This is a genomic window from Salegentibacter sp. BDJ18 (assembly GCF_017579965.1).
Lineage (GTDB): Bacteria > Bacteroidota > Bacteroidia > Flavobacteriales > Flavobacteriaceae > Salegentibacter.
On the sequence record NZ_JAFLQX010000007.1, the window covers coordinates 20,499 to 44,938 of the forward strand.

At 39.2% G+C, this 24,440-nt stretch carries 22 protein-coding genes and 1 tRNA gene; all 23 read left to right on the forward strand.

Annotation, left to right across the window (positions count from 1 at the left end; all coding sequences use genetic code 11):
* Positions 1 to 41: 41 nt before the first annotated feature.
* Positions 42 to 1,184 (forward strand): efflux RND transporter periplasmic adaptor subunit, encoded by a 1,143-nt coding sequence (locus J0871_RS06280; protein ID WP_208224288.1) that lies wholly within the window; start codon positions 42 to 44, stop codon positions 1,182 to 1,184.
* Positions 1,181 to 4,387 (forward strand): efflux RND transporter permease subunit, encoded by a 3,207-nt coding sequence (locus J0871_RS06285; RefSeq protein WP_208224290.1) that lies wholly within the window; start codon positions 1,181 to 1,183, stop codon positions 4,385 to 4,387. The genes J0871_RS06280 and J0871_RS06285 overlap by 4 nt, the downstream gene beginning before the upstream one ends.
* Entirely contained in the window at positions 4,371 to 5,705 is a 1,335-nt protein-coding gene (locus J0871_RS06290; RefSeq protein ID WP_208224292.1) for a TolC family protein, read from the forward strand. Before J0871_RS06285 ends, J0871_RS06290 begins: the two co-directional genes overlap by 17 nt.
* Positions 5,706 to 5,708: 3 nt before the next feature.
* Positions 5,709 to 5,891, forward strand: coding sequence for a CPXCG motif-containing cysteine-rich protein (locus J0871_RS06295; RefSeq protein ID WP_075325748.1), 183 nt, complete (start codon positions 5,709 to 5,711; stop codon positions 5,889 to 5,891).
* An 81-nt stretch (positions 5,892 to 5,972) separates the two neighbouring features.
* Positions 5,973 to 6,326, forward strand: coding sequence for an STAS/SEC14 domain-containing protein (locus J0871_RS06300; protein ID WP_208224293.1), 354 nt, complete (start codon positions 5,973 to 5,975; stop codon positions 6,324 to 6,326).
* Positions 6,327 to 6,379: 53 nt separating this feature from the next.
* Positions 6,380 to 6,452 (forward strand) — tRNA-Met (locus J0871_RS06305).
* A 347-nt stretch (positions 6,453 to 6,799) separates the two neighbouring features.
* Complete coding sequence (locus tag J0871_RS06310; protein ID WP_225573949.1) at positions 6,800 to 7,126, forward strand: DUF6660 family protein; 327 nt, start codon at positions 6,800 to 6,802, stop codon at positions 7,124 to 7,126.
* A 138-nt stretch (positions 7,127 to 7,264) separates the two neighbouring features.
* Complete coding sequence (locus tag J0871_RS06315; RefSeq protein WP_150545106.1) at positions 7,265 to 11,698, forward strand: CusA/CzcA family heavy metal efflux RND transporter; 4,434 nt, start codon at positions 7,265 to 7,267, stop codon at positions 11,696 to 11,698.
* Between the two features lie 22 nt (positions 11,699 to 11,720).
* Entirely contained in the window at positions 11,721 to 12,971 is a 1,251-nt protein-coding gene (locus J0871_RS06320; protein ID WP_190324899.1) for an efflux RND transporter periplasmic adaptor subunit, read from the forward strand.
* 96 nt (positions 12,972 to 13,067) lie between these two features.
* Complete coding sequence (locus J0871_RS06325; protein WP_009778856.1) at positions 13,068 to 13,406, forward strand: P-II family nitrogen regulator; 339 nt, start codon at positions 13,068 to 13,070, stop codon at positions 13,404 to 13,406.
* Between the two features lie 15 nt (positions 13,407 to 13,421).
* On the forward strand, positions 13,422 to 13,844 hold the full coding sequence (locus J0871_RS06330) for a transcriptional repressor (RefSeq protein WP_128766680.1): 423 nt from the start codon (positions 13,422 to 13,424) through the stop codon (positions 13,842 to 13,844).
* 26 nt (positions 13,845 to 13,870) lie between these two features.
* On the forward strand, positions 13,871 to 14,230 hold the full coding sequence (locus J0871_RS06335) for an STAS/SEC14 domain-containing protein (RefSeq protein WP_128766681.1): 360 nt from the start codon (positions 13,871 to 13,873) through the stop codon (positions 14,228 to 14,230).
* Between the two features lie 30 nt (positions 14,231 to 14,260).
* Complete coding sequence (locus J0871_RS06340; protein ID WP_208224295.1) at positions 14,261 to 14,479, forward strand: SHOCT domain-containing protein; 219 nt, start codon at positions 14,261 to 14,263, stop codon at positions 14,477 to 14,479.
* 57 nt (positions 14,480 to 14,536) lie between these two features.
* Positions 14,537 to 15,298, forward strand: coding sequence for an ATP-binding protein (locus J0871_RS06345; RefSeq protein ID WP_011709087.1), 762 nt, complete (start codon positions 14,537 to 14,539; stop codon positions 15,296 to 15,298).
* Between the two features lie 5 nt (positions 15,299 to 15,303).
* Complete coding sequence (locus tag J0871_RS06350) at positions 15,304 to 15,558, forward strand: zinc ribbon domain-containing protein (protein WP_008613749.1); 255 nt, start codon at positions 15,304 to 15,306, stop codon at positions 15,556 to 15,558.
* 57 nt (positions 15,559 to 15,615) lie between these two features.
* Entirely contained in the window at positions 15,616 to 16,506 is an 891-nt protein-coding gene (locus J0871_RS06355; protein WP_008613747.1) for a bestrophin family ion channel, read from the forward strand.
* 15 nt (positions 16,507 to 16,521) lie between these two features.
* Positions 16,522 to 16,953, forward strand: a complete 432-nt coding sequence (locus J0871_RS06360; protein ID WP_228249894.1) for an MgtC/SapB family protein — start codon at positions 16,522 to 16,524, stop codon at positions 16,951 to 16,953.
* Position 16,954: 1 nt separating this feature from the next.
* Positions 16,955 to 19,507, forward strand: a complete 2,553-nt coding sequence (locus J0871_RS06365; protein WP_208224297.1) for a heavy metal translocating P-type ATPase — start codon at positions 16,955 to 16,957, stop codon at positions 19,505 to 19,507.
* Between the two features lie 35 nt (positions 19,508 to 19,542).
* Positions 19,543 to 19,971, forward strand: coding sequence for a transcriptional repressor (locus J0871_RS06370; RefSeq protein ID WP_057482988.1), 429 nt, complete (start codon positions 19,543 to 19,545; stop codon positions 19,969 to 19,971).
* Between the two features lie 89 nt (positions 19,972 to 20,060).
* Positions 20,061 to 21,464 carry a dihydrolipoyl dehydrogenase gene (gene lpdA, locus J0871_RS06375; protein WP_057482989.1) on the forward strand — a complete coding sequence of 468 codons (1,404 nt, stop codon included), beginning with the start codon at positions 20,061 to 20,063 and terminating at the stop codon, positions 21,462 to 21,464.
* A 97-nt stretch (positions 21,465 to 21,561) separates the two neighbouring features.
* Entirely contained in the window at positions 21,562 to 22,911 is a 1,350-nt protein-coding gene (nhaA, locus tag J0871_RS06380; protein ID WP_057482990.1) for a Na+/H+ antiporter NhaA, read from the forward strand.
* A 10-nt stretch (positions 22,912 to 22,921) separates the two neighbouring features.
* Positions 22,922 to 23,713 (forward strand): cation diffusion facilitator family transporter, encoded by a 792-nt coding sequence (locus tag J0871_RS06385; protein WP_217806691.1) that lies wholly within the window; start codon positions 22,922 to 22,924, stop codon positions 23,711 to 23,713.
* A 9-nt stretch (positions 23,714 to 23,722) separates the two neighbouring features.
* Positions 23,723 to 24,439: a lipoprotein signal peptidase gene (locus J0871_RS06390; protein ID WP_049771489.1), complete on the forward strand. Its 717-nt coding sequence runs from the start codon at positions 23,723 to 23,725 to the stop codon at positions 24,437 to 24,439.
* The last annotated feature ends 1 nt before the right edge of the window (position 24,440 follow it).

Sequence of the window (24,440 nt, forward strand, 5' to 3'; positions counted from 1 at the left end):
GTTTAAATTAAACCAATTGGGCAAATAGGTGTCTTACACACATGGATAAACGCAAAATTATACTTTCTATACTTGGAGTATTACTTATTGTTTTAGCAGTTTTTGGCGCAAAAGCAATTATTGATAGTAATGTGAAAGAAGTTCCCGAGACTACCAAAGTGGTAAAAAATGTATTTGTAGAAACTGTTGAAAACCGAAGGGTTCCCATAATAGTTCCCGCCAATGGTAATGTTACCGCGCTTAAAAAAATGGAGCTTTTTTCTGAAGTAGAAGGAATTTTCCAGTACAGCAGTAAAGATTTTAGACCCGGGCAGCGTTATAATAAAGGCCAGGTGCTATTAAGTATTAATTCAGAAGAATATGCTGCAAGTGTGCGTTCGGCTAAAAGTGAATTATTCAATAATATCACTTCCATTATGCCCGATCTTAGAATGGATTATCCAGATTCTTTTCAGAAATGGCAAGATTACCTGAATAATTTTGATGTAAACAGTACAACTAAACCTTTGCCTGAGCCAGATTCAGATAAAGAAAAATATTTTATTACCGGCCGCGGAATCCAATCGGCTTATTACGAGATAAAGAACCTGGAAGAACGCCTTAGAAAATTCAATATAGTTGCCCCATTTAATGGAGTTTTAACTGAAGCTTCCGTAAACCCGGGAACTTTGGTAAGACCCGGCCAGAAACTAGGTGAATTTATAGATCCTTCGGTTTACGAACTTGAAGTTGCTGTTGGGAAAAAGTTTTCAGATTTATTAAAAATCGGAGAAAATGTAGCGCTCCAGGATCTTGACGGGAATCAGACATACACAGGTACTGTAAGCAGGATAAATGCCCGGGTAGACCGCACCTCACAAACCATCCAGGTTTTTATAAGAATTGAAGATCCCGATATTCGGGAAGGAATGTACCTGGAAGCAAAATTAGATGCTCGTGATGAGGATAATGCCATTGAGATTGCCAGGGAGTTGTTGGTAGACCGGTCTAAAGTTTACGTGGTAAAAGATAGCGTGATGGTTTTAGAAGAAATTAATCCTGTTTATTTTTCTAGCAATAAAGTGGTGATAAAAGGCCTCGAAGATGGCGATAAGCTTGTTTCGGCCCCTGTTCCCGGCGCACATCCTGGAATGAAAGTGCAAATACAGGAAGAGAAAGATACTGCTAAAGCCGAGGAATTTTGAGAAAATTAATTAGTTATTTTATAAAATATGAGGTAGCCGTTAATGTGGTAATCCTCGCTTTTGTAATTTTTGGCCTGGTAGGTGTATTCAGCTTAAATTCTTCCTTTTTTCCTTTAGAAGAATCTCGCATCATCAATATTAGTGTAAATTATCCGGGTTCAGCTCCAGAGGAGATTGAAGAAGGGATTATTCTCAAAATTGAAGATAACCTTAAAGGCCTGGTGGGTATAGAACGAGTAACTTCTACAGCACGGGAGAGTGGCGGTTCAATCACAGTAGAAATAGAGCAGGACGAAGATATAGATGTCATGCTCACCGAAGTAAAAAACGCAGTAGACCGCGTGCCTACTTTTCCTGGCGGAATGGAGCCTTTAGTGGTTTCTAAAGAAGAAAGAGTGCGCCCATCTATTAGTTTTGCTATTAGCGGCGATGGCGTGCCGCTAGTAACGCTGAAACGTATTAGCGAGCAAGTAGAGAACGATCTAAGGCAGCTTGACGGAATTTCGCAAATAGAAATTTCTGGATTTCCTGAAGAAGAAATTGAAATTGCAGTTAGCCAGGACGATCTTTTAGCTTATAACCTAACTTTTGAAGAAGTTGCCAGAACCGTTGGCGCAGCAAATATCTTAAGTACCGGCGGAACTATTAAAACCGAAGCAGAAGATTATTTAATTAGGGCAAACAGCCGTAGTTATTATGCCGATGCTTTAAACGATTTGGTTATAAGATCTTCAGCTACCGGTCAAACTACCCGCTTAAGCGATGTGGCCGAAGTTAGGGATCAATTTGGTGAAACTTCTAACTCTTCATATTTCAACGGCAATATTGCTGTAAATGTGGCGATAAGCAATACCAATAATGAAGACCTTTTATCGGCTGCAAAAAAGGTAAAAGAATACGTAAAAGATTATAATGCGAAAAGCAGTAATATTCGCCTGGATGTAGTATCAGATTCTTCAATTACATTAGGTCAAAGAACCCAACTCCTGCTGGAAAATGGGGCAATGGGAATATTTCTCGTATTATTGTTCTTGTCGATTTTTCTAAATACAAGGCTGGCATTTTGGGTGGCTTTTGGGCTTCCTATTGCGTTTTTGGGGATGTTTATGTTTGCCGGTCAGTTTGGGGTAACTATAAACGTACTTTCTTTATTTGGGATGATTATCGTAATTGGGATCCTGGTAGATGATGGGATTGTAATTGGGGAAAACATTTATCAGCATTATGAAATGGGGAAAACTCCCGTTCAGGCAGCTTTAGATGGTACAATGGAAGTTATTCCTCCTATAATTTCGGCTATTTTAACTACGGTTTTAGCTTTTTCGACATTCTTATTTTTAGACAGTAGAATTGGTGAATTTTTTGGCGAAGTTTCCACAGTGGTCATCCTTACTTTAGTGGTTTCATTGGTAGAAGCACTTATTATCTTACCGGCCCACATTGCTCATTCAAAAGCATTACAAGCCAGAAATGTTGAAGAAGATAACAAGAAAACTGGCCTGGCTAAGTTCTTTGTTAAAATGCGGGTAGTAAACCGCACCGGGGATAAGGTTATGAGCTATTTAAGAGATAAATCTTATAGCCCCGTATTAAAATTTGTGCTTAAACAACAAATGCTTTCTTTAGGAATTTTGGTTGCTGTTTTAATCCTAACCATTGGCGCAATTGGTGGCAATTGGATTAGGATAACCTTATTCCCAAGTATTGCCAGTGACAGGGTGAGTATAGATCTTTTAATGGCTGAAGGAGTGAATCCCGAAAAAACAGACTCCATTATTTCTATGGTTGAAGCAGCTGCCTGGCGCGTAAATGAAGATTTTAGCAGTCGCCAAAGCGGAAATAAACAAGTTGTAGAAAATACTATTAAAAGAGTTGGCCCCGGAAATAATAAAGCTTCTCTACAGGTAAATTTACTACCCGGAGAAGAAAGAGATATTGGATCGCCAGAAATTACAAATGCTATTAGAGATGAAGTAGGGCCTGTTTTTGGTGTAGAGAACCTTACTTTTGGCTCTGGTGGTAATTTTGGAGGAGATCCGGTTTCGGTGTCTTTACTGGGGAATAACCTCCAGGAACTGGAGGCTGCAAAAGAAGAATTAAAAGATAATTTTGAAAATAATGCGCTTTTAAAAGATGTTAAGGATAACGATCCGCAGGGTATAAAAGAGATTAATATTAAACTGAAAGAAAGTGCTTATGCACTTGGCCTTGATCTTAGTGAAGTGATGCGCCAGGTAAGAAACGGTTTTTTTGGAACTCCGGTGCAGCGTTTTCAGCGGGGCCAGGATGAGATTAGGGTTTGGGTTCGCTACGATCTTGAGAATCGTTCTTCTATAAACGATTTAGACGATATGCGATTAACCACACCAGATGGTGCCCGTGTACCGTTTAATGAAATTGCAAATTATGATATTGTGCGCGGTACCGAATCTATAAGCCATTTGGACGGACTTCGGGAAATTAGGGTGAGTGCAGATATGGAAGATCCCAACGGAAGTTCTACCGAAATTTTAGCAGACATCAGAAGTAACGTAATGCCCGATTTGCTTGCAAAATATCCCAGTCTCTCGGTTTCTTATGAAGGGCAAAACAGGGAAGCCAACAAGCTAACCGATTCCGCTAAGGGAGTATTACCGGTGGTGTTATTCCTTATTTATGCGGTAATAGCTTTTACCTTTAGAAGTTACAGCCAGCCATTATTATTAATGATAATGATTCCTTTTAGTATTATTGGGGTTGCCTGGGGACACTGGATTCACGATTTTCCGGTAAATGTACTTTCCGCTTTAGGAATTATTGCTTTAGTAGGAATTATGGTGAATGATGGGCTGGTGCTTATAAGTAAATTTAACGGAAACCTGCGAGATGGGATGAAGTTTAACGATGCACTTTACGAAGCCGGCCGGGCAAGATTTAGGGCTATTTTTCTAACCTCGCTTACCACTATTGCGGGAATGGCACCATTACTCCTTGAAAAAAGCAGGCAGGCGCAATTCTTAAAACCTATGGCAATTTCTATTTCTTATGGAATCGCTATCGCAACGGTACTAACCTTACTGCTTTTGCCATTACTTCTATCTATCAGTAATAATATTAAAGTGAGTGGAAAATGGCTCGCTAGCGGAAACAAAGTGACGCACGAAGAAGTAGAAAGAGCTATTAAAGAACAAAAAGAAGAAAAAGCACATGGGGAGATCGGTTAATTTAATACTTGTGGTCGCTATTTTTTGTATGGGCAGTATGGTTGCCCAGGAAGAAAATGTCTTAACCAAGGAAGAAGCTATAGCACTGGCGTTAGAGCGTAATTACGGTATTAAAATGGCTAATAACGATGTGGAAATCTCCGAAAACAATCAGGGAATCCTTAATTCTGGCTATTTACCATCGGTAACCGGGCGAGCAGGTGCCGGTTACGATCTTAACAACAGGCTTACTGAGCCCGAAGAAGGTGAACCGCTAGATCAACAAGGCATAGAAAGCAATTCTTATAATGCATCTATAAATTTAGATTACACTTTGTTTGATGGTTTAGGTAGGTTTTACAACTACAAAAGTTTAAAAGAACAATACGATTTATCTAAACTACAGGCCCGGGAAACCATAGAAAATACTATGCTTCAGTTGTTAACCGTTTACTATGAAATTGCACGGCTAAGCGAAAATGTTGAAGTATTAATAGATGTTCTGGAAACTTCAAAAGAGCGTGTAACCAGAGCACAATACCAGTTTGATTACGGGCAAAGTAATAACCTGGCGGTGCTTAATGCCAGGGTAGATGTAAATAACGATAGTGTGAACCTGCTGCAAACCCGTCAACAACTGGATAACACCAAACGAGATTTAAATGTTTTGGTAGATAGACAAATAATGAACAAGGATTTTGAGGTAGATACCACGGTTACTTTTATTCCAAAATTACAATTAGAAGCCTATATTGATGAAGCCGAAGCTAATAACGTTTCCTTGCTTCAGCTGGATAAAAATTTGGCTATTACAGAATACGATATTAAAATTAGCAAATCTGGTTATTTGCCTACTATAGATCTTAACGGCTCTTATGGGTGGAATTTTAATAGAAGTGCTGCAACAGCTTTCTTTCCCGGAAGCCGCCAAACTACTGATGGTATTTCTGGAGGTGTAAGTTTAACCTGGGATCTTTTTGATGGTGGTACTACTTCTGTGCAAATTCAGAATGCTAAAATAACCCACGAGAACCAGGAGTTGCAAAAGAAACAGGTAGCTCTGGGAATTAGGAGGGATATTGCTAATGCTCTGGGAAATTATGAAAACCGGTTATATATTTTAAGGGTTCAGGAAGAAAACGTAGCTACAAACCAGGATAATTTTGAGCGTTCCCAGGAACAATTTAACCTTGGAAGAATTACTTCTATTGAATTTAGACAGGCCCAGGTGAATTTACTGGATGCAAGAACGAGTCTTAATCTCGCAAAATATGATGCAAAGATTGCTGAATTGGAGTTGCTACAGCTCACCGGCCAATTGTTGAATATTGAATTGTAATTTATGTTTGAACACTTTTTTCAATGTCCCTATTGCTGGGAAGAAATCTCTGTACTTCTAGATCCATCGGTTAGCAGCCAAACCTATATTGAAGACTGCGAGAATTGCTGTAACCCTATAGAAATACGTGTCTCTTTTGAGAATGGAGAATTAACATCCTATGAGGCCGTGAATATTGAACAGTAAGCTTCTAAATTACTTTTCATCTACTTCCAAATTCATTTTCTTTTTTTAACTTAGGGAATATACTAACCATTCTATAACCCAATGGAAAAAACTTTTGAGTTTGCCGATAATGTTGTCGGTTTCATGATTAAAGAAGAAATTGATCAGGAAAAAATGAAAGAGATCCTTTCAAAAATAGAAAATCGTTTAGAAAAAATAAGGCCAATATGTCTTTATTTAGAGGATGAATCTGATGAAGGAATCTCACTGGGAGGTTTTTTTAAGGCAGTAAAATTTCATTTTTCACATCCTGAAGATCTAAAAAAAATAGCTATTGTTACTGATGATAAGATGTTTAAGAAATCTATGAAAATAAAAGATTTTATTGTTCCTGCAGATGTAGAAGCGTTTAAAAAAAAGGAGCGAATGAAAGCTATGAATTGGGTAATGATTTAATTGAAAAAAAGCTTTGGAGAAACAAAAAATGACTGTATATTTGCAGTCGATATCGCGGGATAGAGCAGTAGGTAGCTCGTCGGGCTCATAACCCGAAGGTCACTGGTTCGAGTCCAGTTCCCGCTACTAGCAATGACAAGGCTTTACAGAAATGTAAGGCCTTTTTTTATGGACTGGGTACAACATAGGTACAACATTTTTGGAAAGCCAAATTTGAATAGAAAATAATGTTAATTAACATTATTTGGGGATATTTCCTATCTCATTCGAAGTGTAACTTAGTAATTTGAAGGATTTGTATAATTCTCTATTTCATTAAATAGCTTATTAAAAAACAATGTTCTAATTCTTCAGTATAAGATCTTGGTAATTTTTTAATTGAAATTATTATCAAATTATGTGATAAACCTTTTGAAATCTGTTCCTATTCTTTTTGCACAATCTGTGCATTGATTTTTTTTTATCTTTGTAGTGTGAAAATTATCGCTGTCATATTATCTCTATATATATTCGGGCTTAACTTATTAGCCTGTAATGATAGTGACACTTCACAAGTGATTTCTGATTCAGAAGTAACAGTGGTTGCTACGCAGAATTTAGATATCGACTATTCACATGATAAAGTAGCAGATTTATGCCCTCCTTTTTGTAGTTGCCATTGCTGCCATGTGCATACAGTAGATTTCGGTTCTTCAAATTTCAAGGCTTTGATTATTGAAATTCCATCAAAAGCCTTTGTCCATTTTGACAGCTCAGTGGAAGAACCTATTCTTTCCTTTTTAGATCCTCCAAAAGTTTAATTCAGTTTTTTTAAAGGATAATTATATCCTTTTTTGACCAAATCCTGGTTCTCATACTAGATCCTTGGTCCTATTGATAGATTTTGTTAGGCACAAAATTATTATCAAGAATTTTAACTGAATTAAATTTTTATTTATATGATTAATAAGATAATCGCATTTTCCATTAATAATAAATTTATTATTGGACTACTTACCTTAGCGCTGATAGGGACGGGTATTTGGTCCATGATGACCGTCAACCTGGGATCGGTGCCAGATATTACTAACAACCAGGTTCAGGTGATCACCCAATCACCTAATCTTGCAACAGAAGATATTGAACAATTTGTAACCTATCCTGTAGAACTCTCAATGGGGAACCTGCCCGGGGTTACGGAAATACGATCTGTTTCCCGATTTGGCCTTTCCGTGGTTACAATTGTTTTTGAGGACGATATGGGCATTTACAAACCCCGTCAACTGGTTCAGGAAAAACTAAACGAAGTCAGGGACCAAATACCTGAAAAATTTGGAAGTCCCGCTATGGGACCCATTACTACAGGTTTGGGTGAGATTTATCAATATACGATAAAGCCCCAAAAAGAGTATGACACCGTTTATTCCCCTACGGAATTGCGTACCATCCAGGATTGGATCGTAAAGCGTCAAATGACCCTCGTCGAAGGTGTAGTAGAGGTAAATTCATTTGGGGGCTCTATAAAACAATATGAAATTGCCATTAATCCCGAAAAACTGAATGCGTTAAACGTTTCTATTTCCCAAGTCTTCGATGCCCTGCAAAAAAATAATGTTAATACAGGCGGTGCATATATAGAAAAAAATAATATGGCCAATTTTATCCGTGGTGAGGGTTTAATCAGGTCACTAGATGATATAAAATCTATTGTTATCAAGAATGAAAATGGAGTGCCTGTAACAATTGGAGATGCAGCTGAAGAGGTCCAGTTTGGTAGCCAGGTACGCTATGGTGCTTTTACCCAGGATGGCCGTGAAGCTGTTGGCGGTATGGTGCTCATGTTGAAAGGTGCAAATCCTAATAAAGTAATTGCAAATGTTCAGGATCGTATGGAGACGGTAGAACAATCTTTGCCTGAAGGTTTATCAATAGAACCCTTCCTTGACAGAAGTGTTTTAATTGAAAGAACTACGAGTACCGTGACCCAGAATCTTCTGGAAGGTGCTTTAATCGTGATTTTTGCCTTAGTAATATTATTAGGTAGTCTGAGAGGCGGTCTTATAACTGCTACTACCATTCCATTATCACTTCTTTTTGCTTTTATATTGATGAAGCAATTCAATGTCTGGGCCAATCTAATGAGTTTGGGAGCTATTGACTTTGGAATTATTATAGACGGTGCTGTGATCATCATTGAGGGTACGGTATATGAAATACAAAAACGGATGCGTTCCGGCAAAATAAAATTTAATAAGGCTAAAATGGATGAAGTAGCCTATGATGCCGGAAGTACGATGATGGGTTCCGCCTTTTTTGGACAAATTATCATTCTTATCGTATTTGCGCCCATTCTTTTTCTAACGGGGGTAGAAGGGAAAATGTTTCGGCCAATGGCATTTACTTTTGGTTTTGCCATGATAGGTGCTATTTTCTTATGCCTTACCTATGTCCCTATGATGTCTGCTTTATTTATGAAACCAATTCAGAATAAAAAGAACTGGTTTGGAAAGTTTGAACGCTGGCTGGAAAAAGTTAGTGATAAAATTATTGGAGGGATTCAAAAAGGATACATGCCTTTATTAAAAGGAGCTTTAAGATTGAAGTTCATAGTATTGGGGTCTGCGGTTGTCTTACTTATAGTAGCCGGTTTTATCTTTTCCAGAATGGGAGGGGAATTTGTCCCTCAACTTGATGAAGGGGATATCGCCATGCAGGCTTTAATAAGACCTGGAAGTGGTTTGAGTGAAGCAATTGATGTTTCCACAAAAATAGAAGATATCCTTCTTGAGAATTTCCCGGAAGTAGAAACCGCCGTAGCGAGGATTGGGGTTGCCGATATCCCTACTGATCCAATGCCTATGGATATTGCCGATATGTTTATTGTATTAGAGAAGGATATGGATAATTGGACTTCGGCAAGTTCTAAAGAGGAATTGATAGAAAAGATCAAAGAGAAACTTAATGAAGAACTTACGGGAGTCAACCTGGTTTTTAGCCAGCCTGTAGAGCTTCGTTTTAATGAACTGCTTACCGGGGTCAGGGAAGATGTTGCGGTAAAATTATATGGTGAAGATTTAGACCTTCTTGCTGAAAAAGCTGATAAAATGGCTGAAATAATACAGACTATACCGGGCGTAGGAGATGTGAACCCTGAACGAACATCTGGTCTTCCACAAATGACGGTGCGGTTTAATCGTAAAAAAATTGCGCAATATGGATTGGACATTGAAAAGATTAACGATTATATAAGTGCAGCTTTTGCTGGAGGAACGGCCGGAGTGATCTTTGAAGGGGAAAAGCGGTTTGATATGGTAATACGTTTTGATGAGGCGCACCGCCAAAGCATTGATGATTTACGTACCCTCTATATAGATCTGCCGGATGGCACTCAGGTTCCGATTAAGGAAGTAGCTGATATTAGTTATGTACCGGGCCCTATGCAAATTTCCAGGGATAACACCTTTAGAAGAACCTATGTGGGAGTTAATGCCCGCGGGAGGGATGTGGAATCTGTGGTAAATGACATCCAGCAAAAATTGGATGAAGAGTTAGATTTACCTCCAGGATATTACATTACTTATGGTGGGGAGTTTGAAAACCTTCAAAGAGCAAAAGGGCGTTTACAAATAGTAGTGCCCATCGCTCTATTTCTGATATTCGTGCTTCTGTACTTTGCACTCCAATCTTTTTCCCAATCAATTATGATCTATATAGCCATTCCACTGGCGGCTATTGGAGGAATATTTGCTCTTTGGTTAAGAGATATGCCGTTTAGTATTTCAGCTGGTGTAGGCTTCATTGTATTGTTTGGGGTTGCCGTTTTAAACGGGCTGGTGCTTATTAACAGGTTTAATTCCTTAAAAGAAGAAGGGGTAACCAGTATAAAAGATAGAATTTTTACAGGAACCAAAGAACGAATACGTCCCATTATGTTAACAGCAACAACAGATATTTTTGGATTTCTGCCGATGGCTTTTTCATCGTCAGCAGGAGCTGAAGTACAACGACCCCTTGCTACGGTTGTTATTGGTGGCATGCTTACAGCTACCTTACTTACGCTGGTTGTTCTTCCTGTCCTTTATACATTTGTAGAGAAGAGACGAGAGAAAAAGGAACAGAACAAGCTTGGTTCTTCCAATTCACGATCTTTAGCCACAATTTTGATAATTGGCTTGATGTTAGGCGGAACCTTTTCCGTAAATGCACAATCTGATGAAATGTCATCGGAAAATCCAATACAGGATTCTTTACAAACTATTAGTTTGGAAGAGGCTAAAGAAATGGCAATCCAAAACTTTCCACAATTAAAAGCTGCCCAACTTGAAATTGAAAGTGAGGAAGTATTGCGTAAAACCGCCTATGATTTTGGGAATACCCAAATCTTTACAGGAAAAGAAGAGGTAGGAAATGGCTCTGATGGGATCTATACCCAAATTGGTGTTCAACAACAAGGCATAGATGTTTTTGGAATAGCTCCCCGTTTGAAATTACAGAAAGAAAGGGTGGCCCTTGCTGAAAATGCTTTAGAACTAAATACCTTAGAAGTGGAACGTGAAGTAAGCAGGGCCTGGGCTTCAGTTTATACAAGTAAAAAGAGGTATCGGGTATATAAGAAAATGGATTCAATTTTTGAAGACATTGAAAGAGCAGCACGAATCAGGTATGAAACAGAAGCTACCTCTAAACTGGAGTATCTTGCTACTTCAAATCAGGGGAATGAGGTGAAAATACAGTTAGAACAAGCTTATAGAGATTACCTGAAATCATTACAGCGTCTAAATTTATGGTTTGTTAGTGATACGATCTATGATGTACCAGATTTGCCTGTTGAAACTTTAGACGAACCTTTAAACTTTCTGGTAGAGTCGCTTGAAAATCATCCGTTGCTGCAGGTTTCGGAACAAAGGATAGATGTTGCCAAAGCGGTTACCAGAGAACGAAAATCTGAATTTTTGCCCAAATTTCAGGGTCAGTACGGTAGGCAGGAAATAGCCGGGCAATCGGGTTTCTTCCAATATCAAATAGGAATTCAAATTCCGCTGTTTTTTGGGCCGGAATTAGGCCGTACACAGGAAGCACAAGTAAATAGACAGATTGCAGAGCAAAACTTTTATCAGGATAAAATCGAACTGGAAACCGCCTATAAAAATATGCGTGAAGACTACATCAAATGGAGAAACTCATGGAATTATTATAGGGATGAAGCACTTCCGCTGGCCAAAGAGCAACAAGGTGGATCAGTGCTGGCCTTTAAGGAAGGCGCTATCGATTATGTGACATTTCTCCAAAATATAAGAGATGCCATTAGAATCGAGGTAAATGCCTGGAGTGCTTTTAACGATTATCTCGACAGCCGCTACCAACTGGAATATTACCTTAAGAATTCAAATTAAAAATTAAAATAAGAAAATCGATATGAATACAAGATCAATAAATATTCTAATGCTTGCCTTAACGCTCAGCATATTCTTTGGATGTAAAGAAAATCCTGCGGCAGGGGAAGATGCTTCCAGTGAAACTGCAACTACTAATACCGAAGAAGGTGAAAATCACGGTGAGGAAGGAGATGAAGAACACGGTGAAGAAGAAGGTGGGATGCGTTCGGTACATCTTTCAGAAATGAAATTCAATAGTCTGGGGATTAAAGTAGATACCTTGCCTAAAAAAGCTTTGTCGGGTATTGTGGAAGCCAATGGCCAGTTAGAAGTGCCGCCACAATATGAAGCTACCGTTACGGCAATTTTAGGCGGTAATATAACTTCTATAAAGGTTATTGAGGGGGATAAGGTAAATAAAGGTCAGGTGTTGGCTTATCTTTCTCACCCAAATTTAACCAGAATGCAGTCTGATTATATTAATGCATATAGTAGGATGCAATTTTTGGAAAAGGAATTTGAAAGACAGAAACGTTTATATGAAGCAGAGGTAGGATCTGGAAAATCTTTTCAACAAACCCAATCAGATTACCAGTCTGTACAAGGTGAAGTGCGGGGGTACGAATCGCAATTGCGCCAGTTAAACCTAAATGCTTCCCAGGTTAGAGACGGTGAATTATATGAATATATTCCGGTAGTAAGCCCAATTGGAGGTTATATTGAAAAAGTACTGGTACAGGTAGGACAATATGTAGACCCTCAGACCAGTATGTTTATGGTAGTTGATAATGAACATGTTCATGCCGATCTAATGGTTTTTGAAAAAGATATTTATAAGGTGAAAGAAGGCCAAAAGATTGCGTTTACACTGGAATCGGTTCCAGGCAGTAATTTAACCGGGGAAATTTATTCAGTGGGGAAACAATTTGAACAAAACCCCAAAGCGGTACATGTGCATGCAGAAATCGATAATAAAGAAGATTTTCTAATTCCGGGGATGTATATAAACGGAAAAATCAGGACCGGTGAAGAAGCTGTTCCTGCCTTACCGGAAGAAGCAATAATTGAAGAAGAAGGAAATCCCTACATCTTTACGGCCCAAAAACACCAGGAAGATGGTGAAACCGAATGGGAATTGAAACCAGTGCAGGTTAGAACGGGAATAAATGAAGATGGTTGGGTTGAAATTAAACTGCTGGAGCCTCTGCCTGAAGGTACGTTGGTTGCCTATAATAATGCCTATTATCTGGTTTCTGAAATGCAGAAAAGCCAGACTTCCCATGGTCATTAAATTAAAAAAATTAGATGGATGGACTCTCTGTTAAATGTTTGTCTTAATTAAAATTCCAGAGGGTTCATCCTTAATACTAAAATTAATATTACAGCAATGAAAGAAATAAAAGCATTTATAAAACCGAAACGAGTTCAAAATGTAATTGAAGCTCTTAGTGAAAGCGGATTTAAAAGTATGACCCTTTCCCAGGGAGAAGGAACGGGGGCTTTTAAAGCAAAAGGCGCATCACCTTCTTTAGATTTCCGTGTAACAGACAGTCCGGTTGTAAAGTTAGAACTGGTATGTCAAAACGAAGAAGCACAATCAGCAATAGATATTATCCTTGAGAATGCAAAAACAACTGAACCCGGTGACGGAATAATTTATCTTTCCGATATTGAAGATGCCTTCCAGATAAAAACCGGGGAATCCATAAAGCGTTACGACCCCTAAATACTTTTATAGCAAATGGAAAAAATAGTAAAAAAGTTGGAAAGCAAAGGCATCCGCCCTACGGCAATGCGCTTGATGACCTATAGACGGCTGGCACAACTGAATGTGGCCGTTAGCTTAGGCGACCTTGGAAAGGATTTCGAAAGCTCGGAAAGGAGTACGCTTTTCCGTACTATGAAGACATTTGAAGAAAAAGGAATCGTGCATCAAATTGAGGATGGCACCGGCATCATTAAATATGCCCTGTGCGAAGACAATTGTGAATGTGAGGTGGGAAACGACCTTCACTTACATTTTCATTGCAATAGTTGCGGGGAAACCGTGTGCCTTACAGAGCACAAAATCCCTCAGATAAACCTGCCCGACGGCTATGTGGCAGAGGATATCAATCTGGTGGCCAAGGGAGTCTGTGAGAAATGTAGCAATGACTTGGATTAAGTTTTTTGATTTAAAAAATTGGAACAATGATGAAAATTTATAAAAAAGAAAACAAGGTATATATGGTAGCTCAAAATAGATTGGATGCTACCGATTATGACAATTTGATATCTCAATTAAAAAACCATATACAGGCAAACCATAAAGTATACTGGTATATTGAAATGGAAAATTTTGAGGGGTGGACTGCAAGTGCGTATTGGAAAGGCATTGAACTGAAACTTCCGAATGAAGAACGCGTTAAAAAGGTTGCATTGGTGGGAATTACAAAATGGCAGGAACAGTTTACCGAAGTTTTGATACCCTTTACAAAGGCACATATTAAATTCTTTAGCCCTGAAGAAAAACATTTGGCCAAGGAATGGATGGAGAAAGGAAATCATTAAAAAAGTTAAGTAAATTTAAACAGAAAGATTATGATGGACAACTGGAATTTTGGGGGAATGCACTGGATATGGTGGGGGCTTTGGATAATCCTCATCTTTTGGATATTCTTAATTCCTTATCCCACCCCGGGACAAAACAGACGGAAGGATAAGGCTATGGAAGCCCTGAGAGATCGATACGCCCGGGACGAGATAAGCGATGAGGAATTTGAACAAAAGAAGAAAGTCCTTCAGGATAAGAAGAAGTAGTTATAAGGCACAGGCATCGAAAGCGATGGCACCTATGGTATATAAAAGAAGGTAAAAATGAAAAAACGGAAAGTATTTGTTTTTATATTCATTGGATTAGCCCTTGGCTTATTTATAATACAGCCCCTGGCTATTTCACTCCACATGTATGACATGCAGGGAGATAATGGCGAATGGTGGAAATACCTGCTTGCTTCATATCAGCAGGAATTTAGAGTATGGGATTTGGATCAAGCCATAATCAAATTGCTATTTGGACTGCTGGGCATTGCCTTGTCGCTTATGTTTATGGTCAGGCAAAGAATATTTCAATTGACCGGAAGAAGAGATAAGCTGGAGGAGATCAGAGAGCTGATTGCGGCAGGAGAAAACCAGCAAGTAGAATTTAAATCTACCTTGAGATGGGATTTGAGGCAGTTTAAACCGAATAAGGCTTTGGAAGACGTAATAGCAAAAACAATTGCCGGGTTTATGAACACCCAAGGAGGGCATTTAATTATCGGAATTGATGATGAAGGTAGTATTCTGGGGCTGGAACAGGATTATGGTACTTTAAAAAAACCTGGCAAGGACGGGTTTGAGCAATATATAATGCAATTGGTGTCCCTCAAGTTGGGTACCCATTTTTGCACTTTGGTTAAAGTGTCTTTTCACCAATTTGAAGAAAAGGATATCTGTTATGTAAGGGTTCACAAATCACAAAAACCTGTGTATTTGAATTTGGGCGATCGTTCGCATTTCTTTATCAGAACAGGGAACGGAACCCGCGAGTTGGATATGCCCGAGGCGTTGGAATATATGGAAACATACTTAAACTAAACAATATGGGATTTTTAAAACATTTATTAAGAGGAAATTATGGTCATCATTCCAACAAGCATCAACGTAAAAATAATGACCCAAGATTTAATGAACCCAAGGTTGTTGTGAGATGTACAAAATGCGGCAAAGACAATCCTGAAAATGCTTCTTTTTGTCAACATTATGGCGAGCCTTTAGGTAAAGTAAAATGCATAAGTTGTCAAGAACCAATACCTATGGATGCAAAATTTTGTTCTAAATGTGGCAATGAAGTATAGTTTACATTATGAGAATAAGCAAACAACTTATTGAACGGACTTAAATAATTTTTAAATATGCTCTTAAATAAGCGGATATCAATTTTTGACTTCTTGAAAACCATAAAATTTGACCTGATATTTATCGGTAGTTATTCAATTCTGGTTGGCTATATGGACCAATATGGTTTTTTGTCAAAAATCTCTATTCCAATTGCAATAACCGGCGTTTTTGGTACTGCGGTGGCTCTACTTTTGGGTTTTCGAACCAATCAAGCCTATGAACGGTGGTGGGAAGCCCGTATTATTTGGGGGGCTATTGTCAATGATTCCAGAACACTGGTCAGGCAGTGTGTGTCTTTTTTTGCAAGGGATCAAGGAGGCTATCAAAAGATGGTGAAAGAGATGACCGATCGTCAGGTAATCTGGTGCTATGCCCTAGGGGAATCGCTGAGGAAACTACCCTTTTCCACTCGGGTTAAGGTATACTCAGAATCCTATGGGATTAAAGCATTTAATATTCCTAATGCTTTATTGTCACAACACTCTGAAACTTTGTTAAAGGCAAAAGAAATTGGTATGGTCAATGATTTTCAGCAGGTACAGATAGACAGTACTATAGCCAGGTTATGTGATTCAATGGGCAAATGCGAACGTATAAAAAATACTGTCTTCCCCAAAGCACACAGCTTATTGATTCATTTGATCATCTACGTTTTTGCTACAATGTTGCCTTTTGGATTGGACGATAAAAATATAGCAGTTGAAATCGCTATAACATTTATTATACCAGTCATTTTCATTGCCATTGAAAAAACATCCATACTCATGCAGGATCCCTTTGAAAACGACCCTTTGGATACACCCATGACTGATTTGGCCGAAACGATAGAAATAAACATTAAACAAATGATAGGTGAAACAGATGTTCCTGTAAAGAAAGAGCCAACAGATTATTATATTTTATAATACAAGATGAATACAATGGATTTTCAAACTGAAATAACACTGATACCGAGATTATTTGTCGCTCTTTTACTAGGTGTCCTGATAGGACTCGATAGGGAAATTGACGGAAATGCGGCAGGAATTAGAACGTATGCAGCCGTTTGCCTTGGGGCCGCATTAATTACAATAATCAATACTCATATTGAAGTAACTGACCAAACCCGCATTGTCGCCAATATTGTTTCTGGTATTGGGTTCCTTGGTGCAGGAATTATTTTTAGGGATAGCGCGAAAAATTTAATTTCCGGTTTGACTACCGCAGCTACAATTTGGGCCACTGCCGCGGTTGGTATATCAATTGGGTTTGGTATGTACCTCATTGGAAGTGTTACATCCGCTTTTCTTATTCTATTATTGGTTTCACATCATTTCCCTTTTTTGAAAAAACATAAAATAAACAACACCTAAAATGAAAAAATTACAACTGAAAATTCCGGTACTGTTACCTCAGGTGCCAAATGAAAAAGACACTTGTGTGCAAAGGCTCATTGAAGAATTAGAAGCCAAAGAAGGTCTTGATAAAGTGCATATAAAAGACGATCAGGAAGATACGGTGCCACAATTGTGCTTTCATTACGATCCGGATATAATTTCTATTGACCGCATTCAATCATTGGCAGAAAGAACCGGGGCTGAAATTACCGCGAAATATGGACATTTGCTTATAGAGGTTGAGGGGATTAGACATACCCGGCATGCAAGGACTATAGAAAAGAGTCTGTTGAATATCAATGGTGTTTTGGAAGCTTCCGCCAATGCCGGAGGAATGATCCGTTTAGAATATGATAAACGGGAAACAAGTTTTGATGAGATAACTACAAAGCTCGAAAAAGAAAACCTACAAGTTAAAAAAAGCTCCTCTGCTGAGAATAAGGGCTTTAAATCTGCCGAAAAGAATCCTCAAAATTTAAATAAAGAAAAGGTAAGGGATATAGAAGAACAAAAGCATAAAGATACTGATCTCCAGAATCATAGAGAAGCGGATAGCCACGGGGCCGGGGAAGAAAATTCCCACGCCCACGGAGGTATTTTTGGGAAAAACACCGAACTTATTTTTGCTATTATTTGCGGTGCTCTTTTGGGTATTGGTTTTGGTTTGTCCTACGTAACATCAATACCGGAATGGGTCAGCTTATCCCTATACATAGGTGCCTACTTTTTTGGAGGTTACTTTACAGCAAAAGAAGCCATACAGACCGTAGCCAAAGGTGGATTTGAAATTGATTTTCTTATGTTGGTCGCAGCTATAGGAGCGGCTATTTTAGGGGAATGGGCTGAAGGAGCTTTGTTATTATTTCTCTTCAGCCTGGGGCATGCCCTGGAGCATTATGCAATGAACAAAGCGCGCAAATCTATAGCTGCACTGGCAGAACTGGCGCCAAAAACAGCCTTACTCAAAAAAGATGGTAAGACGGAAGAAGTTGGTATCGAAAAACTCAATATTGGCGATATCATCGTGGTAAAACCAAATAGTAAAATATCTGCAGATGGCGTAGTGGTAGATGGGCAGAGTAGTGTAAACCAGGCTCCAATAACCGGGGAGAGTGTACCGGTAGATAAAGTTCCCGTAGAAGATGTTGAGAAGGATTACTCAGAGGTAGATGATATTAAAGATGAAAACCGCGTTTTTGCCGGAACGATCAATGGGAACAATACTTTGGAGATTAAAGTTATCAAAGCAGCCAAAGATTCAACGCTTTCCCGATTGGTGAAACTGGTTAACGAAGCTCAGACTCAAAAATCGCCTACCCAGTTGCTCACCGATAAATTTGAAAAATATTTTGTGCCGTCCGTCCTTATTTTGGTCGGGATTCTTTTGTTTGCTTTTTTAGTTATTGACGAACCCTTTAGCGCCAGCTTTTACAGGGCGATGGCCGTATTAGTAGCTGCAAGTCCCTGTGCGTTGGCAATCTCGACCCCAAGTGCTGTATTAAGTGGAGTGGCCAGAGCTGCCCGTGGCGGGGTATTAATTAAAGGAGGGCGCCCTCTGGAGGACCTGGGGGTTATTACCGCCCTAGCCTTTGATAAAACCGGAACTCTAACGGAAGGAAAGCCAAAACTTACCCAAGTGGTGCCACTTGGGGATATTTCAGACAATGAACTTCTCAAAATAGCAGTAGCCGTGGAAGGTCTTAGTGATCACCCCCTGGCCAAAGCTGTAGTTCGTGATGGAAAAGAGCGTCTGGAAGGCGAGGAAATCCCAAATGCCTCTAATTTAGAGGCAGTTCTGGGTAAAGGGATTAAAGCATCATTTGGCAATGATAAAATCTATATAGGTAACCTCGACCTGTACGAAGGGCTTGATGAGAGTACACCTTCCGAAAAAATAGCTACGAAAGTGCGTGGTCTTGAAGGTGGTGGAAATACAACAATGCTTATACGAAAAAATGAAGAATATATAGGCATCATTGCATTAATGGATACCCCTCGTGAAGCCGCCAAGGGAACCCTTAAAAAATTAAAAGAAATAGGAATTAAACGAATGATCATGCTTACTGGTGATAACCAGAAGGTAGCAGACGCAGTAGCAGAAGAAATAGGATTGACCGATGCCTGGGGTAGTTTATTACCGGAAGAAAAAGTGGATGCTATAAAAGAATTAAAAGAAAAGGAATCCAAGGTGGCAATGGTGGGCGATGGCGTTAATGATGCCCCTGCCATGGCAAACAGCACTGTAGGAATAGCTATGGGTGCTGCGGGAAGTGATGTAGCCCTGGAAACGGCGGATATTGCGCTAATGGCCGATAAGTTGGAAACCCTGCCCTTTGCCATAGGTTTAAGCAGGAAGGCAAAGGCGATTATCAGGCAAAACCTTTGGGTTAGCCTTGGTATTGTGGCCCTGCTTATACCTTCAACCATATTCGGCTTGGCAAATATTGGAGTGGCGGTAGTAATCCATGAAGGTTCGACGCTTCTGGTGGTTTTTAATGCGTTAAGGCTTTTGGCTTATAAAAAAGATTAGATCCGGACTTAGACTGTTTTTCGAAAGAATATAAAATGACAAAAACGGAAAAAAAATTATCGTCAAAAGGGATACGTCCCACTGAAATGAGGTTGAAAATTTACAAATACCTCAAAAGGAAAACTTATGCAGTAAGTTTAAATGAAATGCAAAAAGTCTTTATCAATAAAAATATCAAAACAGCCAATAAGACCACTTTCTACAGGGCGATAAAGCTCTTTGAGAAAAAAAGCATGGTGCACCAAATTGACGATGGAACTGCTTTTGCAAAATATGCGATTTCCGATGAAAACGCCAAAGGTAAACACAGTACAGATTTACATATGCACTTTCATTGTACCAATTGTAAGAAAACAATCTGTTTACCAAATAAAATATCGGAAGAGAGTTTGCCAAACCAGTATGAGGTGAACGATGTGAACCTAGTTTTAAAAGGGATATGTAAAAACTGTAGTAAAAAATAATAGGTGGGAGTGCCTTAAGCCTGAATCCCAGCCCCCAATGGTCAAGCTTAAGGTTTTTTCCACCGTAACTAACTTAAAAAAATGTGAATATGGAAAAATTTGATGTAACTATAATAGGATCTGGCCCGGGCGGGTATGTAAGTGCGATCCGTTGCGCCCAATTAGGATTAAAAGTAGCCATTATTGAAAGGTACAACACGCTTGGCGGCACCTGCCTTAACGTGGGCTGTATCCCGTCAAAAGCCTGGTTGGAAGCCTCTGAGCATTATTACAAACTCAAGCATCAATTCGAAAATTTTGGGATTGATGTTAAAGAGGCCAATGTCGATATCCTGAAAATGAACCAAAGGGTTCAGGATGTGGTACAGGAAATCATCAATGGTGTTGATTATCTGATGAAAAAGAACAAGGTTGCCGTCTATCAAGGCCACGGCACCATCAAGGACAAAAACACGATTGAGATTAAGGGCGGGGACAAAACGGAAACCATAACAACCGATAAAATCATCATTGCCACAGGGTCCAAACCCGCTTCACTGCCCAATATTAAAATAGACAAAAAGCGTATCATCTCTTCCACCGAAGCCCTTGCCCTACAGGAAATCCCCAAGCACTTAATGGTCGTTGGGGGTGGCGTTATCGGTGTTGAGATAGGTTCCGTATTCGCCCGCCTGGGTTCAAAGGTTTCCATAGTAGAATATTTTGATAGCCTTATCGCCACTATGGACGGCGCACTGGGACATCAATTGCACCGTTCCCTTAGAAAACAGGGAATTGATTTTTATTTGGAACATAAGGTGACAAACGCAACGGCAACTGAGGATAAAGTAGAATTGAAAGCGGAAAATCTTTCCGATAAAGAAGAAATGAGTTTAGATGGCGATTACTGTCTTATGGCCATTGGCCGAAAACCATACACCGCCAGTTTAGGGCTTGAAAATATAGGAGTGGAAACCAATGAGAAAGGACAGATAACGGTAGATAAAAACCTTGAAACCAATGTCAAGGGTGTGTATGCCATTGGGGATGTAATCCGGGGGGCAATGCTTGCCCATAAAGCCAGTGAAGAAGGCGTTTTTGTAGCCGAAAGCATAGCAGGTCAAAAGCCACATATCAATTATTCCCTTATCCCAAATATCGTGTACACCCAGCCTGAGGTCGCCGGTGTAGGCTTGACGGAAGAAGAACTGAAGAAGACCAATAGAAGTATAAAAACGGGCTCTTTTCCCTATAAGGCAAACGCACGGGCGAAGATAAGTATGGATACGGATGGTTTTATCAAGGTAATCGCAGATAAGGAAACCGATGAGATATTGGGCGTGCATATGATAGGCCCTCGCATAGCAGACAGTTATACCGAAGCGGTGGTAGCGATGGAATTTAGGGCGGCTGCCGAGGATATTGCAAGAATGTCACACGGTCACCCCACATTTTCCGAGACCTTTAAGGAGGCCTGTCTGGCAGCTACCGAAGACAGGGCGTTGCATATTTAAAGTTGACCTAACAGTAAGTTCTTAAAAATTAAGACGCTACTGAGCTTTTTGAAATATTAAGGTTTAAGTAATGAACTCAAAAAACAGATAAGATAAAATGGGGCAATCAGTTCGAAATCAATCCACTATTGGGTATATCAGGGAAACGGCAACAAAGTTCCTCGACAGGGAAACAGCTGGGGGGATTTTTTTAATAATTGCTACTATAGTTGCCCTTCTTTTAGCTAATTCAAAGTGGGCAGGTGCCTATCATCATTTTCTTGGCGATGAATTGCTTTTTGAATTTTCCGAGCATCTTAGTTTTGGGCTAACAATTGAAGAATGGATCAATGATGGCCTAATGGCAATTTTCTTTTTGGTTGCCGGCCTTGAATTGAAGAGGGAGGTTATGGTGGGGGAATTATCTTCAATTAAAAAAGCCTCAGCCCCATTGTTGGCAGCTTTAGGTGGCATGGCAGTTCCGGCCCTCATTTTTATTAGCCTAAATTTAGGCACTGAAAATATAAAGGGTTGGGGCATCCCTATGGCTACCGATATCGCATATTCACTAGGGATTATTGGCCTACTGGGAAAAAATGTCCCCAGGCAGTTAAAAACATTTTTAATAGCCCTCGCTATTGCTGACGATATAGGTGCCATATTGGTGATAGCATTGTTTTATAGCAACGAGTTGAGCTGGATATACCTTGGATCGGGCATGGGGGCATTTGGGTTATTATTATTAATGAATTGGACTGGGATCAAAAATTTGATTTGGTATATTATTATTGGGATCATCTTATGGTATTGCTTCCTTAATTCGGGGATCCATCCAACTATTGCGGGAGTACTTTTTGCCATTACCATTCCAATAGTGCCCAAATTAGACAGTAAAATATTAAAAGAAAGGACCGCCACAAACGTTACTAATCTTGAGAAAACAGAGCTGGAAAAATTAAATCCTCTTCAGGATAAAAAACAACAAATAATTTTAAAAGCTATTAAAACAGATACTGAGAATTCAAGGCCTCCTTTGCTCAAACTGGAAAATTCCCTTGTTGATTTCAATGCTTTCTTTATCATTCCAATTTTTGCAGTCGCGAATGCGGGAGTAAAGCTCGATGTAAATTTAATTGAGGTTGTTTCCGGTTCTTTAGGGCTGGGGATCCTTTTGGGATTAGCTATTGGGAAAGTAACAGGGATTGGTATTTTTACATTGATCGGGCAAAAACTTGGAGTTTCCGAATTACATATTACACTAAACTGGAAACATATAATTGGAATTGGTATGATCGCGGGAATTGGCTTTACCATGTCCCTTTTTATTACCAATCTCGCATTTAATGATCAGGAATTGATTAAAATTTCGAAAATAAGCATTTTGATAGCTTCATTACTTGCAGCTATTGGCGGTGCGGTAATTCTCTTATTAACTTCCAATAAAGGAAGGAAAAATATAGTTAAGTGATATGGGAGAAATGAACAAAAGTACTTTTATAGTAAGTCAAATGGACTGTCCTTCAGAAGAACAGATGATCCGGATGAAATTGGAATCTTATGCTCAAGTGAAATATTTGGATTTTGATATACCCAATCGAAAACTTGAAGTATATCACCTTGAAGGGAATGAGGAAATCAAAGCCTCGATTTCAGAATTAAAATTAGGTGATAAATTTATGGGGACCGAAGAAGCCGAGCCTCCCGTAATAGAAGACCAATCCAAACAGAAAACAATCCTTTGGTGGGTCCTGGGGATAAATTTCGGCTTTTTCATTATCGAAATGACCACGGGGTGGATTTCTTCTTCTATGGGCCTAATTGCAGATTCTTTGGATATGCTGGCAGATTCGATAGTATATGCGCTAAGTTTATTTGCAGTAGGTGGTGCCATTTCCAGAAAAAAGAAGGTGGCAAAATTCAGCGGCTACTTTCAAATTGCATTGGCAACACTTGGTTTTGCAGAGGTATTAAGAAGGTTTTTTACAAGTAGTGAAACACCAATGTTCGAATGGATGATCATAGTTTCCATTTTAGCCTTACTGGGGAACCTTATTTCGCTCTGGTTGATAAATAAGGCCAAAAGTAAGGAGGCGCATATGCAGGCCAGTGCTATTTTTACGTCCAATGATATCATCGTAAACGGCGGGGTGATACTGGCCGGGGTGCTGGTCTATTTTCTGGATAGCAAATGGCCCGATTTGGTAATTGGCGGCATCGTTTTCACGTTTGTAATGCGGGGCGCCATAAGAATTTTAAAATTATCTAAATAATGCAAATATATGTTGCACAAGACGTTGGGCAAGAATAAGGAAATTATGAATAAAAGTAGTGTAGCATTATTAATTTTACTGTTGTTGGTAATAGACCAGGCCATAAAGATTTATGTGAAGACCCATTTTTATTATGGCGAGGAATATTTTGTGTTTGGCCTGGATTGGTTTCGCTTACATTTTTTGGAGAATGCCGGCATGGCCTGGGGCTTTAAATTTGGCGAAGGTTATCTGGCCAAATTTGTTTTAATACTATTTCGCTTCGTAGCCGTTATTTGGGGGACCTTTTATATCAAAAAGATGATACGTGAAGGATATGCAAAAGTCTTTATAATCTGTGCCGCATTTATATACGCAGGTGCATTGGGCAATTTGATTGACGGTGCATTTTACGGACTGATTTTTGAAAAAAGTGATCCCGCACTTCGCAATATTGCAGAAATATTCTCCTCAGGCGGTGGTTATGCCGGATTTTTAAATGGCAATGTGGTGGATATGTGGTACTTCCCTATTATTGATACAAGGCTTCCGGAATGGCTGCCATTATGGGGAGGTAATGAATTTACTTTTTTCGACCCTGTATTCAATACCGCAGATGTTTGGATTAGCACGGGAGTGATTTTACTCCTGATCTTTCAAAGCCAACAAAAAAAAGACCAGAAAATATCGGATAAGAAAAAGTTGAAATATACTGAAAGTAACAGGACAATTATAAAAATCGATTAGT

Bases quoted from the DNA above. Each gene is read 5' to 3' on its own strand.
- J0871_RS06390 (WP_049771489.1), top strand. From the start codon at position 23,723: ATGTTGCACAAGACGTTGGGCAAGAATAAGGAAATTATGAATAAAAGT.
- J0871_RS06355 (WP_008613747.1), top strand. From the start codon at position 15,616: ATGCTCTTAAATAAGCGGATATCAATTTTTGACTTCTTGAAAACCATA.
- J0871_RS06360 (WP_228249894.1), top strand. From the start codon at position 16,522: ATGGATTTTCAAACTGAAATAACACTGATACCGAGATTATTTGTCGCT.
- J0871_RS06325 (WP_009778856.1), top strand. From the start codon at position 13,068: ATGAAAGAAATAAAAGCATTTATAAAACCGAAACGAGTTCAAAATGTA.
- J0871_RS06320 (WP_190324899.1), top strand. From the start codon at position 11,721: ATGAATACAAGATCAATAAATATTCTAATGCTTGCCTTAACGCTCAGC.
- J0871_RS06385 (WP_217806691.1), top strand. From the start codon at position 22,922: ATGAACAAAAGTACTTTTATAGTAAGTCAAATGGACTGTCCTTCAGAA.
- J0871_RS06335 (WP_128766681.1), top strand. From the start codon at position 13,871: ATGATGAAAATTTATAAAAAAGAAAACAAGGTATATATGGTAGCTCAA.
- J0871_RS06295 (WP_075325748.1), top strand. From the start codon at position 5,709: ATGTTTGAACACTTTTTTCAATGTCCCTATTGCTGGGAAGAAATCTCT.
- J0871_RS06350 (WP_008613749.1), top strand. From the start codon at position 15,304: ATGGGATTTTTAAAACATTTATTAAGAGGAAATTATGGTCATCATTCC.
- J0871_RS06340 (WP_208224295.1), top strand. From the start codon at position 14,261: ATGATGGACAACTGGAATTTTGGGGGAATGCACTGGATATGGTGGGGG.
- J0871_RS06315 (WP_150545106.1), top strand. From the start codon at position 7,265: ATGATTAATAAGATAATCGCATTTTCCATTAATAATAAATTTATTATT.
- J0871_RS06365 (WP_208224297.1), top strand. From the start codon at position 16,955: ATGAAAAAATTACAACTGAAAATTCCGGTACTGTTACCTCAGGTGCCA.
- lpdA (WP_057482989.1), top strand. From the start codon at position 20,061: ATGGAAAAATTTGATGTAACTATAATAGGATCTGGCCCGGGCGGGTAT.
- nhaA (WP_057482990.1), top strand. From the start codon at position 21,562: ATGGGGCAATCAGTTCGAAATCAATCCACTATTGGGTATATCAGGGAA.
- J0871_RS06330 (WP_128766680.1), top strand. From the start codon at position 13,422: ATGGAAAAAATAGTAAAAAAGTTGGAAAGCAAAGGCATCCGCCCTACG.
- J0871_RS06300 (WP_208224293.1), top strand. From the start codon at position 5,973: ATGGAAAAAACTTTTGAGTTTGCCGATAATGTTGTCGGTTTCATGATT.
- J0871_RS06290 (WP_208224292.1), top strand. From the start codon at position 4,371: ATGGGGAGATCGGTTAATTTAATACTTGTGGTCGCTATTTTTTGTATG.
- J0871_RS06280 (WP_208224288.1), top strand. From the start codon at position 42: ATGGATAAACGCAAAATTATACTTTCTATACTTGGAGTATTACTTATT.
- J0871_RS06345 (WP_011709087.1), top strand. From the start codon at position 14,537: ATGAAAAAACGGAAAGTATTTGTTTTTATATTCATTGGATTAGCCCTT.
- J0871_RS06370 (WP_057482988.1), top strand. From the start codon at position 19,543: ATGACAAAAACGGAAAAAAAATTATCGTCAAAAGGGATACGTCCCACT.